At 74.7% G+C, this 13,648-nt stretch carries 15 protein-coding genes; 6 read left to right on the plus strand and 9 right to left on the minus strand.

The annotated features are described in order from the left end of the window. Positions 1-11: 11 nt before the first annotated feature. Genes JT721_RS06220 through JT721_RS06230 form a run of 3 tightly spaced genes read right to left on the minus strand, consistent with a single transcriptional unit; the run spans position 12 to position 1,499 of the window. Positions 12-689, minus strand: coding sequence for a TetR family transcriptional regulator (locus tag JT721_RS06220; protein ID WP_307827915.1), 678 nt, complete (start codon positions 687-689; stop codon positions 12-14). After that, the gene (locus JT721_RS06225; protein ID WP_205472065.1) at positions 655-1,068 is read right to left on the minus strand and encodes a DCC1-like thiol-disulfide oxidoreductase family protein; all 414 of its coding nucleotides are present in this window, start codon (positions 1,066-1,068) and stop codon (positions 655-657) included. The genes JT721_RS06220 and JT721_RS06225 overlap by 35 nt, the downstream gene beginning before the upstream one ends. An 8-nt stretch (positions 1,069-1,076) precedes the next feature. Continuing rightward, positions 1,077-1,499, minus strand: a complete 423-nt coding sequence (locus JT721_RS06230) for a hypothetical protein (protein ID WP_205472066.1) — start codon at positions 1,497-1,499, stop codon at positions 1,077-1,079. Between the two features lie 128 nt (positions 1,500-1,627). Here JT721_RS06230 and JT721_RS06235 point away from each other — a divergent pair, with 128 nt between their 5' ends. Together JT721_RS06235 and JT721_RS06240 are read left to right on the plus strand one after the other, a co-directional pair. Continuing rightward, a complete protein-coding gene (locus JT721_RS06235; RefSeq protein WP_205472067.1) occupies positions 1,628-2,143 on the plus strand; it encodes a SigE family RNA polymerase sigma factor in 516 nt (171 codons plus the stop codon). Next, positions 2,140-3,426, plus strand: coding sequence for a hypothetical protein (locus JT721_RS06240; RefSeq protein WP_205472068.1), 1,287 nt, complete (start codon positions 2,140-2,142; stop codon positions 3,424-3,426). The genes JT721_RS06235 and JT721_RS06240 overlap by 4 nt, the downstream gene beginning before the upstream one ends. A gap of 1 nt (position 3,427) precedes the next feature. On the opposite strand, the gene JT721_RS06245 is transcribed toward JT721_RS06240, so the two are convergent. The 3 genes from JT721_RS06245 to trpS form a co-directional block, all read right to left on the minus strand. After that, positions 3,428-4,915, minus strand: coding sequence for a hypothetical protein (locus JT721_RS06245; RefSeq protein ID WP_205472069.1), 1,488 nt, complete (start codon positions 4,913-4,915; stop codon positions 3,428-3,430). Then, positions 4,912-6,159 carry a metallophosphoesterase gene (locus tag JT721_RS06250; protein WP_205472070.1) on the minus strand — a complete coding sequence of 416 codons (1,248 nt, stop codon included), beginning with the start codon at positions 6,157-6,159 and terminating at the stop codon, positions 4,912-4,914. The genes JT721_RS06245 and JT721_RS06250 overlap by 4 nt, the downstream gene beginning before the upstream one ends. Before the next feature lie 89 nt (positions 6,160-6,248). Then, the gene (gene trpS / locus JT721_RS06255; protein ID WP_205472071.1) at positions 6,249-7,247 is read right to left on the minus strand and encodes a tryptophan--tRNA ligase; all 999 of its coding nucleotides are present in this window, start codon (positions 7,245-7,247) and stop codon (positions 6,249-6,251) included. Positions 7,248-7,626: 379 nt separating this feature from the next. On the opposite strand from trpS, the gene JT721_RS06260 reads away from it, so the two are divergent. The 4 genes from JT721_RS06260 (at position 7,627) to JT721_RS06275 (ending at position 10,420) form a co-directional block, all read left to right on the plus strand. Continuing rightward, on the plus strand, positions 7,627-7,836 hold the full coding sequence (locus JT721_RS06260) for a helix-turn-helix domain-containing protein (protein WP_205472072.1): 210 nt from the start codon (positions 7,627-7,629) through the stop codon (positions 7,834-7,836). A 183-nt stretch (positions 7,837-8,019) separates the two neighbouring features. Continuing rightward, positions 8,020-8,121: a 30S ribosomal protein bS22 gene (locus JT721_RS06265; RefSeq protein ID WP_008356322.1), complete on the plus strand. Its 102-nt coding sequence runs from the start codon at positions 8,020-8,022 to the stop codon at positions 8,119-8,121. 39 nt (positions 8,122-8,160) lie between these two features. Further along, positions 8,161-9,201, plus strand: coding sequence for an NAD-dependent epimerase/dehydratase family protein (locus tag JT721_RS06270; RefSeq protein ID WP_205472073.1), 1,041 nt, complete (start codon positions 8,161-8,163; stop codon positions 9,199-9,201). Next, a complete protein-coding gene (locus JT721_RS06275) occupies positions 9,194-10,420 on the plus strand; it encodes a 1-acyl-sn-glycerol-3-phosphate acyltransferase (RefSeq protein WP_205472074.1) in 1,227 nt (408 codons plus the stop codon). Before JT721_RS06270 ends, JT721_RS06275 begins: the two co-directional genes overlap by 8 nt. Before the next feature lie 44 nt (positions 10,421-10,464). Here the strand turns inward: JT721_RS06275 and JT721_RS06280 are convergent, their stop codons facing one another. The 3 genes from JT721_RS06280 to JT721_RS06290 form a co-directional block, all read right to left on the minus strand. Further along, positions 10,465-11,661, minus strand: coding sequence for a DUF5667 domain-containing protein (locus tag JT721_RS06280; protein ID WP_205472075.1), 1,197 nt, complete (start codon positions 11,659-11,661; stop codon positions 10,465-10,467). 73 nt (positions 11,662-11,734) lie between these two features. Continuing rightward, positions 11,735-12,529, minus strand: a complete 795-nt coding sequence (locus tag JT721_RS06285) for a sigma-70 family RNA polymerase sigma factor (RefSeq protein WP_205472076.1) — start codon at positions 12,527-12,529, stop codon at positions 11,735-11,737. Between the two features lie 175 nt (positions 12,530-12,704). After that, entirely contained in the window at positions 12,705-13,580 is an 876-nt protein-coding gene (locus JT721_RS06290; protein WP_205472077.1) for an HAD family phosphatase, read from the minus strand. Between the last annotated feature and the right edge of the window lie 68 nt (positions 13,581-13,648).

Genomic DNA, 13,648 nt, shown 5'->3' on the forward strand with positions numbered 1-13,648 from the left:
CGGGCCCGGACTCAGGTCGAGCGCAGCGCGGCCAGCAGCCCGACCAGGTCGTCGACCACCCCGCGCACCACCGGCAGCCGGGAGAGCCGGGCCATCCGGTCGACGATCGGCACGGCGTGCTCGACCAGCGCGTGGCTGCGTACCTGGCCCGGGCTGGCGTCGTAGACCCAGAACAGCACCAGCCCCATCTGCAGCAGCCAGAGCAGGCCGGGCAGCTCCTCGCGCAGCGCGGGCGCGAGCTTGAGGTCGGAACCCTCGACGCAGCTGCGGTGGATGGCGATGCTCGCCTCGCGGGCCGGCAGCGACTCCGCGCTGAAGGGCGACAGCGGACTCGACGGGTCGGCGGCGTTGCGGAAGAACTGGCCGGCGAACTCGTGGTTGGGCGCCGCCACCTCGAGCCACGACTCCAGCACCGCGCGCAGCCGCACCGGGAACGAGCGCTCGCCGGCCATCGCGCGCTCGGCCGCTGCCGCGTGCTCGGCCTGGAGGGTGTCGTAGAACGCCTGGACCAGGTGCTCCTTGGAGCCGAAGTAGTAGTAGGCGTTGCCGACCGAGACCCCGGCCTCGCGGGCGATCGCGCGCATCGTGGTGCGGTCGTAGCCGTCGCGGCGGAACAGCCCCATCGCCGCGTCGACGATCGTGCGGCGGGTCTGCTCAGCCTTGGGGGAGCGGGCGGCAGGTTCCGGCACAGCGCTCAGGGTAGTCACCTCCTCCGGCGGCTCCCGGCCGCGCGAGCAGGTGCCGCAGGCCGGCGGCCGACGCGGCGACGCCGCGGGCGAGCGGGAGGTACGCCGGCCGGGCGAGCCGCTCGGCCAGCGCCCGGTGCCGGTGGGTGGCCCACAGGCACATCACCCAGGCGTGCTCGCGGGTCCAGACCTCGCCGGTGTCGCCGACGACGGTGACGTCGACGAGCGTCTGCGCGTGGTCGAGCGTCGGGAACCGCCGCCTCGCCTCCGCCGAGCCGGCCGCGACCGGCTCGAGCGACACCAGCAGCGGCTGCCCGACGAGCCAGTCGCGGAACCGGGAGCAGAGCGGACACCCGGCGTCGTAGAGCAGCGTGAGCGACACGGGTCGGCTCAGCGACCGGGCGCGGGGAACGGCGGCGCGTAGGGCAGGTGGGCCTGCGGCGGCACCGGCGCGGTGCGCAGCTGCTCGAGCCGGTGCCGGCGCCGGATGGCGTTGAAGACGTAGACGTTGCAGAAGTGCACGATGCCCAGCACCAGCGTGACGACGCCGATCTTGACACTCAGCTCCTCGAAGAGGCCGCGCAGGTCGAGCACCTCGGTGCCGATCCGCAGGTAGAGGCTGACGAAGCCCAGGTTGAGCAGGTAGAAGCCGACCACCAGCAGGCGGTTGACCGCGCCGGCGAGCGCGTCGTTGCCGGAGAACACGTCCTCGAGGAACAGCCGCCCGTTGCGCGACAGCGTGGTGGCGACCCAGACGGTGAGCGGTACGGCGATGAGCAGGTAGACCACGTAGGTCCCGACGGTCCAGTCCATGACGACTCCTCTGTTTGAACGTGTTCAAAACCGACGGAGCCGACGCTACGCCGACTTTTGAACATGTTCAAGTCGGGCCCTGCGCCGCATCACCGAACCGGACCCGCCCCCGTCGGCATCATGGGGGTGTGACCGTCGACTTCGCGGGCTTCTACACGGCCCACTGGCCGCGACTGCTCCGCACGACGTACGCCGTCACCCAGGACCGTCAGCTCGCGGAGGACGCGCTGCAGACCGCGTTCGCCCGTGCCCACGCCCGCTGGCCCCGGGTGAGCCGGGCCGACGACCCCGTCGCCTACGTGCGCCGGATCGCGGTGAACGCTGCCCTGGCCCAGCACCGGAAGGCCCACCGCCGCCACGAGACGGTCGCCGACCGGCTCCCCGAGCCGGCGTCGTCGGGGACGACCGACGCCGCGGACGACCGGCTGGCGGTGCGCGACGAGGTGTGGACGGCGGTCGCGGCGCTGCCGCCGGCCCAGCGCGCGGTGGTGGTGCTGCGCTACTACGAGGACCTCTCGGAGCGGCAGATCGCCGAGGTGCTGCGCTGCCGGCCCGGCACCGTGAAGTCGCGGGCCGCGACGGCGCTGGCCACGCTGCGGGGCTCGCTCACCGAGGCGCCCACGACCCGAGGGGAGCTGCGATGACCGCCGACGACGCGCTGGGGGGTCGCCTGGCCGACTCCCTCGACCGGGCCCTCACCGACCTCGACCCGGGCCCGGGCGACCTGGCCGGCGCGGTCGAGCAGGGGCAGCGGCTGCGTCGCCGTCGGCGCACCGCCGTGGTGGCCGGTGTCGCCGCGGGGGTGGTCGCGGCCGCCGGGGTGGGTGCCGGGGTGCGCGCCCTGGCCGGCGACGAGCGGCCCGAGCCTGCTCCATCCGTCCCGGCCGAGGGCTGGGAGCGCGGGGCCGACGGCCCGCTGTCGGCCCGCCACTCCCCCCTGGTGGTGTGGACGGGGGAGGAGGTCGTCGTCCTGGGCGGGCACTCCGGCGTCCCGTGCCCGCCGAACGCCGACTGCGCCGTGCCGGACGACTGGGAGCAGGGCGGGGCCGCCTGGGACCCGGCGACCGACCGGTGGCGAGCGGTCACCACGCTCTCGCCGACCCAGGTGGATGCCACGACCCCGCACGCGGTCGTCGACGGCGAGGTGATGCTCCAGGTCCGTCCCCGCGAGTGGTGGATGACCGGGGGCAACGTCAAGGCGTGGGGCCGGCTGCCCAGGGCGCCGTTGCCGACCCACGCGCTACCGACCGTGCACGACGGCGAGGTGGCGGTCGTCGCCGACGACGGTCGGGTGATGACGTTCACGCTTGCGGCGGGCTGGCGCATCCTGCCCGACGATCCCGGCACCCCTCGACTCGAGGACGGCCGGGTCTTCGCGACCGAGCTGGGCCTGCTGCGCACCGGCTTCGACTACGACGCGGCGGCCCCCGACGAGCCGACCACCGTGCAGGTCGACCGGCTGCGCCCCGACGACACCTGGGAGCGGCTGCCCGCACCCGACCAGCTGGGCGACTTCACCACCTGGACCGGCACCCACCTGGTCAGCGCCGCGACCGGTGGGGCCGACGGCGGCGAGGTCAACGGCTGGGACCGGTGGGTCCCCGACGGCGGCCGCTACGACCCGCGCACCGGGCGGTGGAGGCCGCTGCCCGACGTGCCCGATCGGCCGGCGTCCAGCCCCGACTGGGGGTGGACGGCCGAGGCCGCCGAAGGTCCGCTCGTGGTCTCGGGTGGTCGTCTCTACGACGACCGCACCGGCACCTGGACCGACCTGGGGTCCCACCCGTCCCGTCACGGCTACGCCACGGGAGCCGCGCTGGCCGACGGGCGCCTGGTGACGTTCGGCGGCTTTGACGCCTCCGGCCCGGACTGGGACGACGGCGAGGTCGGCGACCAGCTGTGGGTGTGGACGCCGCCGGACGGGTGAGTCAGCAGGTGGCCGGATCGGCGGGCAGCGGTCGGCCCGCCCGGTCGCGGGCCACCAGCGCGTAGCGATCGGCGACCCGCACGTCCGCACCCAGCGTGGAGGGACGCACGAGCACCCGCCACGGTCCCACCCAGCCCGGGACGAACCCGGCGGCCGTCAACCGGTCCGCGAGCCCGACGGCCACGGGCCCGCGACTGCCCCGGAGCACCACCACGTCGGCGGTCGCGGCGACCCGGCGGGCCCACTCGTCCACGCCCCCAGCCACCCGGTCGGCGCGCCAGCCGCCGGCACCGGAGCTGAGCAGCACGTGCCGGTCGGGGTTGGCCCGCCCGGTCAGCACCAGAGGGCTCGGGTCGCCGAGCGTCCACAGCCGGCCGGTGTCGCCGAGCAGCCGCTCCACGCCGCACGCCGCGCGCAGCTGACGCACCAGCTCGTGGCGACCCTCGGCCGTCCGGGCGGTGGCCACGGCCGTGCCGAGCAGCACCAGGGCCAGGCCGCCGGCAACGACCCGCCGGCGGTCGCGGACCAGCAGGCCGAGACCCAGGGCGGCGTGGGGCAGCAACGGGAGCAGGTCGGGATAGCCCTGGAGGTCGAGGCAGAGGTACGCCGACGTCACGAGCAGCACCGGCGCGACGGTGTGCACGAGCGGGTCGGTGCGCCACCTCCGTCGGGCGCAGAAGGCCGCGACCAGGACGACCAGCAGGCCGACGGCGAGCCCGACGGCCCCGGCGCCGTACCCGCGCTCGGCGGCGCGGCCCGCGCGACCCAGGGTGGCGGCGAGGCCGGGCTCGCCGTGCCGGATGCCGAACAGCGGGTAGGCGACCGCGGCGTCGACCGCCTCCGCGAGCGACCCGGCCGCCCACAGCCCGGCCACGGTGAGCGAGCCGACGACGGCGGCTCCGACGACGGCGCGGGCCAGCACTCGCCGTCGCTCGTCTACGCGGAGCAGCGTGACCACCAGGAGCGCGACCAGGGGCAGGGCGAGCGGCTGCCAGGTGAGGCAGGCGAGACCGGCCGCGACCCCGGCGGCCAGCCACCGCTCGCGCACCACGAGCAGCAGCACCAGCGCGACCAGGAGGACCGCCGGCGTCTTGGCGTCCGGGCCGCCGACGGCGTCGCGGGCCAGCCCCGCGGAGGTCACCAGCGCCACCCCGGCCACCACCGCGGCCGGGCGCGAGCCCCACAGCGCGTGGGCCAGCAGCGCGACCACCACCCCGGCCGCGAGCGTGGTGGCGAGGAACGCCGCGCGCACCCCGACCAGGTCGCCGAACCCTGCCAACCGCGCGACCACGACCCCGAGCGAGGCCAGCACCGTCGCCACCGGACCCTTGGGGTCGGCGATCGAGGCGTACGGCGGCACCCCGTCGGCGAGCCGCTGCCCGGCGTAGGCGTAGACCGCCTCGTCGCGGGTCAGTCCGTCGGTCGGGCCCCAGGCCAGTGCCGCCAGCAAGCCGGCGGCCGGGGGCAGCGCGAGCCACCAGCGGCTCACCGGCGGGCGGGGTCGAGGGGGAGGAGGAGCCCGGTGCGGTCGGTCAGGGTGCCGTCGGGCAGCAGGGTCATCGCGCCCACCGACACCGACCGCTCGGCCAGCCGCACCCGGCGCTGCACCGGCCCGCGGGTCTGCCACAGGCCGGGCAGCGCGTCGCGCCCCGACGCGTGGTCGTGGAGGCGTCGGGCGTCGAGCTCGATCCGGCCGTCCGCGTGCACCCGCCCCACGACGAAGTCGACATCACCCCAGGCGAACAGCCCGCCGTGCGCCAGCTGCACCACGTCGCCGGGTGCGCGCTGGGTCGCGGTGAGGGCGTGCACCTCGCCGGCGAGGTAGAGGTCGACGTCGTGGCGCTGGAGGGTGCGCCAGAGCGCGCTGTGCTCGCCGCCCGCCACCGACAGCGCCGAGGAGCCCAGCCTCCGCACCGGCCCCAGCACCGGCGTGTGCCCCTGCACCACGATCGTCGCGTCGTCCGGGGCGGCGGCCAGCACCCGGTCGAGCCAGGCCAGCTGGCCGCCGCGCACCGTGACCTCCACCCGGCCCCGGTGACGGGAGAAGACGTCGACGGTCACCAGCAGCAGCCCGGGCGCGAGCCAGGTGGCGTACGCCGTCCGGTCGGCCCCGGTGCCGCGGGGGTGCTCGCGGTAGCGCCGGCCATTGGCGGTGAGCGCGCGCGCCCAGGTCTCCTTGAACACCGGCACCGCACCGACCGCGCCCGAGCCCCGCGGCCACGGGTCGTCGCCGATGTCGTGGTCGCCGACCGCGGCGTGCACCCGCGACCGCGGGAAGCCGTTGCGGGTCCAGCGCTTCACCCACTCGCCGTAGTAGAAGCGGCCGGCCGCGCGGATCGCCCGGTGCCGCTCGACCACCGTGCGCACCGGTCCGAACACGCGCACCCCGCCGAGGTCCTGGTCCCAGTGACCGCGCACCAGGTCGCCGGCGACGAGCACGCTGTCGGGCCCGAACGAGAGCATCTCGTCCACCGCCCGCTCCAGGCTGACCCGGTGGGCCGGGCTCCACGACTGCGCCGGCCCGGGCCGCCGCTGGCGCCGCAGCGGGCCCCGGACCAGCCGGGTGTCGCCGATGTCTGCGTTGAGGAAGTCGGGCGCAGACACGAAGACGTGCACCGGCCGCTCGCCGTCCTTCTCCGGGGCGTCCGCGGCGGGCGGGCGGCTGGCCGCGGGCGGGCCGGCGCCGGCGAGCAGCAGGAGCGCCGCGGTGGCGGTGAGGACGCTGGTGCGCATGGGGAGGTCCTGTCGGGTCGACTCGGGGTGTCGAGTCCTCTGATGCCGGCCCGGCCCCCCTGGTTCGCCGCGGGACGAGCGGTCGTCCCTCAGCCCGCGGCCGGCAGGCTCCCCAGCCCCGCCGCCGCCTCGGCCGCCGACAGCACCGGTGCGGTGACCTCGCGGCAGCGCTGCGCACCGGCGGCGAACACCGCGTCGACGTACGCCGGGTCGGCCGCGAGCTCGGCGTGGCGCCGCTGCAGCGGCTCGAGCACCGAGACCACCGCGTCGGTGACGGCCCGCTTGAGCGCGCCGTAGGTCGTGATGCCGTCGGCGGAGCCGCCGCAGGCAACCAGGATCTCGAGCAGGTTGGTGATCCCGGGCTTCTCGTCCCGGTCCGCGCGCACGGCGCCGGGTCCGGTCTCGGAGTCGGTCACGGCCCGGGCGACCACCCGTCGCACCTGCTCGGGCGGGTCCAGCAGCCGGATCACGCCGGCCGCACCCTCGCTCCCGCTCTTGCCCATCTTGGTGCTCGGGTCGGCGAGGTCCATCACCCGGGCCGCGACTGGCGGGGTGGTGATCTCGGGGACGACGAAGACCTCGCCGTAGGTGCGGTTGAACCGCAGGGCCAGGTCGCGGGCCAGCTCGACGTGCTGGCGCTGGTCGTCACCCACCGGCACCCGGTGGGTGCGGTAGAGCAGGATGTCGGCCGCCATCAGCGCCGGGTAGGTGAGCAGCGAGGTACGGGTCGTGCCGGCCCGGTCGCCGGCCCGCTTTCCCTTGAACTGGATCATCCGGCTCAGCTCCCCCACCGACGCCACGCACTCCAGCAGGTAGGAGAGCTGGGCGTGCGCCGGCACCCGGCTCTGCACGAACAGCGTGCTCCGGTCGAGCCCCGCCGCGAGCATCAGCGTCGCGAGCTCCCGGGTCGCCGTGCGCAACCGGGCGGGGTCGTGGGGGATCGTGAGGGCGTGCAGGTCGGCGACGCCGTAGAAGCAGTCGGCGTCGTCCTGGCCGGCGGCCATCGGGCGCAGCGCGCCCAGCAGGTTGCCCAGCGTGGGGCTCCCGGTCGGCTTGAGCAGCGACAGTCGTCGGTCGGTGGTGGTCATCGGTTCTCCTCGGGGCGGGTCGGCGCCGCCAGGGGCGCCCGACGCCGGACGAGGAGTCCGGGAACGACGACGGCCGCCCGTGGGCGGCCGTGTGTGGGGTGTGCTGGGTCGGTGGGCCGCCGTCAGGCGGGCCACCACTGCGTGGAGCGGGTCGTGAGCACGGCGCCACGCTAGCACCGGTACGCCGTCCTCCGCTGGTCGAGCTGAGCGGGGGCGGACCTGTCAAGAAGCAAGCCGACACGCCGTAGACCAGTACGGCGAGATCGGGGAAGGTCTTCCCCACGAGTCACACGAGGCCCTATATTCACGAGGGTCGCGGTGCGTTGCGATATCAGGTGGGGAAGCCTGGTGGCGCGCTGCAAGGAAGTTACGGTGCACGATGGCTACCAACTCCTCCTCCGGGGACATCTCCGAGGCGAAGTTCCTGACCGTTGCCGAGGTCGCCGCGATGATGCGGGTCTCGAAGATGACGGTCTACCGCCTGGTCCACAACGGCGAGCTGCCCGCGGTGCGGGTCGGCCGCTCGTTCCGGGTCGTGGAGGAAGACGTGAACGAGTACCTCCGCAACTCCTTCTACGACGCGGGCTGAACCCGCGACCGCAGCCGCCGGCGTCCGCTCGTGCGGACCGCCGGCCGCTGCCGCGCCCCCGCCCCGCCCCGGCCCCGGTCCGGCCCCGGCACTCGATTCTGACCGGAGGCCCCCGGCGGATAGGCTGTGCCGGTCCCGCGGACTGATCCGCGGGCCGCACACGCTGTTGGAAAGGGTTCCCCTGTGGGTTCGGTCATCAAGAAGCGCCGCAAGCGCATGGCGAAGAAGAAGCACCGCAAGCTGCTGAAGAAGACGCGCGTCCAGCGTCGCAAGCTCGGCAAGTAGTCGTCCCGGCCCTCGGGGCCGTGACGGATCGGGGCAACCATGGCTGACGGCAGGGTGGTGCTGGTCACCGGGGTCTCTCGCGACCTCGGTCGCCGCTTCGCGCGCCGGATCGCTGAGGACCCGTCCGTCGCCCGGGTGATCGGCGTCGACGTCGTACCTCCGCAGGAGGACATCGGCGACGTCTCGTTCGTGCGCGCCGACATCCGCAACCCGGTGATCGCCAAGGTGATCGCCAAGGAGGACGTCGACACCGTCGTCCACATGTCCGTCATCTCGACGCCGGGCAGCGCCGGCGGCCGCGTCACGATGAAGGAGCTCAACGTCATCGGGACGATGCAGCTCCTGGCGGCCTGCCAGAAGGCGCCGTCGGTGCGCCAGCTCGTGGTCAAGTCGACCACCACGGTCTACGGCGCCAGCAGCCGCGACCCCGCCATGTTCACCGAGGACATGGAGCCGCGCCGGGCGCCCCGGTCGGGCTACGCCAAGGACGTCGCGGAGATCGAGGGCTACGTGCGCGGCTTCGCGCGGCGCCGCTCCGACGTCCGGGTCACCATGCTGCGCTGCGCCAACGTGATCGGCCCCCACGTGCAGAGCCCGATCACCTCCTACTTCCGGCTGCCGGTGGTGCCCACGGTCCTCGGCCACGACCCGCGGCTGCAGTTCCTCCACGAGTGCGACCTGCTCGACGTGCTCGGCCACGCCGTCGCGACCGGCGTCCACGGCACCTTCAACGTCGCCGGAGACGGCATCCTGATGCTCTCCCAGGCGCTGCGCCGGCTCGAGCGCCCGTCGGTGCCGATGCCCGGGCCGCTCGTGGGCCGGGTCGGCTCCACCCTGCGGTCGGCCCGGATCGCGGACTTCTCGCCCGAGCAGCTGACCTTCCTCACCTACGGCCGCGGCGTCGACACGACGCGGATGCGCGAGGTGCTCGACTTCCACCCGCGCTACACCACCGCCGCCGCGTTCCGCGACTTCGCCTCGTCGCTGACGCCCACGGGCGGTCGCACCGACCGGGTGCTCGGCACGATCGCCGCCACCCTGCCGCCGGTCGAGCCCACCCGGGAGGCGCTGCATGGGTGACGCCGAGATCATCCCGATCGGCACCCGCGGCCGACCCGGCCGCGGCACCGGCAAGCAGCCGTCGTCGGCGGCCCGCCAGCTCGCCCCCGGCGCCCGCAAGCCGCGCAAGGTCGCCGACCCCGAGGACTCCACGGCCCACGACGCCGGCGCCCAGGACGCCGGCGCCCACGACACGGGCGCCGAGGACACCGGCCCCGAGCCGGTCGAGACCCCGGTAGAGGTCGCTCCTGCCGAGTCTCCCGACCCGGCCGCCCAGCCCACCCAGCCCGTCACCCGGCCCGTCAGCCAGCCCCGTGCCGTCGTCCGCGACCGCCTCCCCGCCGGCGGCATCCCGGCCGCCGACCTGCTGGCCGCCTTCCAGACCGCCTCGCGGGAGATCTTCGGCGACGACTGGGAGCTCCAGCTGGCCCGGCTGCTCGCCTTCCTGCGCCGCCGGGTGACCGGCGACTACGAGGTCGACGAGTACGGCTTCGACGCCGAGATCACCGAGCGGTTCTTCATGGCCGCGCTGCGGCCGATCGCCCAGCGCTGGTTCCGCATCGAGGTCCGGGGCCTGGAGAACATCCCCGCCGAGGGCGGCGCGCTGGTCGTGTCCAACCACTCCGGCACCGTCCCGGTCGACGGCCTGATGACGATGGTGACGATCCACGACCACACCGGCCGGTTCCTGCGCCCGCTCGGCGCCGACCTGGTCTTCCGGATGCCGGTCGTCAGCACCCTGGCCCGCAAGGGCGGCACCACCCTGGCCTGCAGCGAGGACGCCGAGCGGATGCTCCGCCAGGGCGAGCTGGTGGGCGTGTGGCCGGAGGGTTTCAAGGGGATCGGCAAGCCCTACAAGGAGCGCTACAAGCTCCAGCGCTTCGGCAGGGGCGGCTTCGTCTCCGCCGCGCTGCGCACCGGGGTGCCGATCGTCCCGCTGTCGGTGGTCGGCGCCGAGGAGATCTACCCGCTCGTGGGCAACCTGCCCTCGCTGGCCCGCCTGCTCGGCGTCCCCTACATCCCGATCACGCCGCTCTTCCCGCTGCTCGGCCCGCTCGGCCTGGTGCCGCTGCCGTCGAAGTGGCTGCTGGAGTTCGGCGAGCCGATCCGCACCGACGAGTACGACGAGGGCGCGGCCGACGACCCGATGCTGGTCTTCAACGTCACCGACCAGGTGCGCGAGACCATCCAGCAGACGCTCTACTCGCTGCTCATGCAGCGGCAGTCGGTCTTCCGCTAGCCGACCCGTCCGGGTCGGCCGCGCGACCGAACGCGGCCGTGGGGCTACTCGCCCTGCTGCTGACCCTGGGGGTTGAGCAGGCTGCCGGTGAGGCCGCCGAGGAGCTGGCCGAGGCCGCCCACGACGCCGCCGACCGTGCCGCCGAGGGTGTCGACGGTGTCGCCGAGCGAGTCGGTGAGCTGGTCGACCGGCTTGGTGGGCTTGGTCGGCTTGGCGTTGCCCCCGCCGGTGCCGCCGGTGCTGCCACCCGTGGTGCCACCGCTGGGCTGCTGGACCGGGGTGGTGCCCGGCTGCGGGGCGGCGGGCCTGCCCTCGTCGGTCGAGGGGTCGGTCGCGTGGCCCGGGCCCTTGACCGGCTCGACCGGCCGCTCGTCGGCGGGGCCCTCGGGCGTCGGCGGCTTCAGGGTCTGGCCCAGGTCGGTGACCGCGGTGCTGGCGCTGGCCAGCAGGCTCGGCGGGATCTCCTGGATGCCGTCACCGGTGCACGCCGGGCACGCCTGGGCGGCGGCCTGGTCGATGGTGAAGAGCACCTCGGCGGCGTTGAGCAGCGCCTCGCGGGCGCCGTCGGGCACGTCGGTCTCGAGCTCGCTCAGCGCGTCGATGCTGCTGGAGGTGAACGACCGGAGCTGGGCGACGCCCTTCTCGCGCCCGGTCCGCTCGTACTCGGTGAGCAGCAGGTCGGAGGCGGCGGTGGCCTGGTCGGAGAAGTCGTCGAGGGTGTCGGCGACGACGCCGGCGTCCGCGCCGTCACGGGACAGCTCGCGGACCTCCTCGAGGCGGCCACGGGCGTTGGCCAGCAGCGCGGCGCCCTTGTCACCGTCGTCGGAGCGGACGTTGGTCTGGACGTTCTCGATCGCGCGCTTGAGGGGGTAGAGCGTGTCGCCCGGCAGCGCGCCCTGGGCGGCCACCGCCATCGACGTGGTCGCGCCGACGAGCGCGAAGCCGCCGAGGGCGACCGCGATCCGGCGGTCGCGCGCCCGCTGGCCGGTGCTGCGCGGGGGCAGCGTCAGCCGGGCCTCGGTGACGGCCTGCGGGCTGAGCTCGGTCGCGGCGGCGGTCATCAGCCGCTCGCGGAGGTCGGCCACGAACTCGGGACGCGGCTGCGGCTCGGGCACCGCGCGCAGTGCACCCACCAGCTCGAGGAGCTCCTGCGTGCGTGCGTCGACCGCCCGGGTCGAGTCTCCCTCGACCAGGCCGTCGAAGCGCTCGGCGCGTCGGCGCGCCGGGTGCACGGGGCTCATCGGATCCGTCCTGTCGTGTGGTGGTACATCCGGCCCAACGAGCGCCGGATGGAAGAAGTTACGGAGACGCGCATCACCCGCGCACCCCCTCGGGCATCAGCTTCGCGAGGTTGCGCACGCCGCGCAGCTGCAGCTGCTTGACCGCGCCCTCGCTGCGACCGAGCACGTCGGCGGTCTCGGCGATGCTCATCCCCTGGAGGAAACGCATCACCAGGCAGTCCTTCTGCTCCGCGGGCAGCTGGGTGAGCGCCTCGAGCAGCATCTCGTTGGTCAGGCTCGCGAGCACCGCGGTCTCCGGACCCTCGGTGGCGTTGTCGTGCTGCCCCATGTCCTCGGTGGTGAGCTCGAGGCGGGTGCGGCCGGCCTTGAAGTGGTCGGTGGCGAGGTTGCGCGCGATGGTCATCAGCCAGGCGCCGAAGTCCTTGCCCTGCCAACGGAAGCCGGTCATGCTCCGCAGCGCCCGGAAGAAGGTCTCGGAGGTGAGGTCCTCGGCCAGCTGCACCGAGCGGGTGCGGTAGAAGAGGAAGCGGTAGACCGAGCCCTGGTAGTGGTCGTAGAGCAGGCCGAACGCGTCGGAGTCGCCCTGCCGGGCCAGCTCGACGAGCGCGATCAGCCGGGTGCGCTCCTCCTCGGACTCCTCCGAGGACGTCGCCAGGTCGCCGTCGCCGTAGCCGTCACGGCCGCCGTCGGTGGTCGCCGCCTCGCTCAGCAGCCAGGGCGTGGTCGCCTGGGCTGACCCCTGCGGCTGCGCGCCTGGACCCGCTGCGGCCAGGGCCGGCACGGCTCCGGACGGGGGGTCGAGGAGGTGCGCGACGACGGCACGCAGGGCGTCCAGCCCGCGCGCCAGGTCAGCGCTGTTCCACGGCATCGCCGGGTTCCCTCCCCTTAGTGCTCCCGAAAGCCTTGGCCATGGTAAGCACGGCCGAGGGGCTTGTGAACGCGAAACGGACAAAAAGGTGACGTCCGTTCACGTTCTTCGTGACGCCGGACCAGACCACCGGTCGCTCGGCAGCGCGGCGGGGCGCCGCTCCGAGGAGCCCCTGTCAGCGCCGGCGCCCCCGCAGGGCCAGCCCCGCGGCCACCGCGCCGCTCACCGCCCCGGCCGCGCCGCCGACCACGATGCCGGCCCGGGCGGCCTTGCGGCCGGTGCGGTAGTCGCGGATCCGCCAGCCCTGCTCGCGGGCGTGGGCCCGCAGCTTGGCGTCGGGGTTGACCGCGCACGGATCGCCGACCAGCCCCAGCATCGGCAGGTCGTTGACCGAGTCGGAGTACGCCGAGCAGCGGGCCAGGTCGAGCCCCTCGCGGGCGGCCAGGGCCAGCACCGCCTCGGCCTTGGCCGGACCGTGGAGCAGGTCCCCGACCAGACGACCGGTGTAGACGCCGTCGACGTGCTCGGAGACCGTGCCCATCGCGCCGGTGAGCCCGAGCCGACGAGCGATGATCTGGGCGATCTCGATCGGCGCGGCGGTCACCAGCCAGACCCGCTGGCCCTGGTCGAGGTGCATCTGCGCCAGCGCCCGGGTGCCGGGCCAGATCCGGTGGGCCATCGCCTCGTCGAAGATCTCCTCGCCGAGCTCCTCGAGCTCGCGCACGGTGTGGCCCTCGATGAAGCCGAGCGCGGAGTTGCGGGCGTCGGCGACGTGCTCGGGGTCCTCGACCCCGACCACCCGGAAGTAGGCCTGCTTCCAGGCCGCGCCCAGGATCTCGCGAGTGGTGAAGAACTTGCGCCGGTGCAGCCCGCGGGCGAGGTGGTAGATGCTCGCCCCCTGCATCACGGTGTTGTCGACGTCGAAGAACGCCGCCGCCGTCGGGTCGGTGGGGTGGCTGAGCGCGGTCTCGACCTCGGCCGCCGCCGCGGCGGCCTCGCCGGCCAGCGTGGAGCGCAGCTGGAGGTCGGGACGGCGGCGCGGCTCGGGCACGCCCCCACCCTAGGCCCGCCGGTCCGTCGGTTAGAGGGAGCAGTTACCACCGCGCGGGGCGGGGGGGG

This window comes from Nocardioides sp. SYSU D00038 (assembly GCF_016924665.1).
Classification (GTDB): domain Bacteria; phylum Actinomycetota; class Actinomycetes; order Propionibacteriales; family Nocardioidaceae; genus Nocardioides.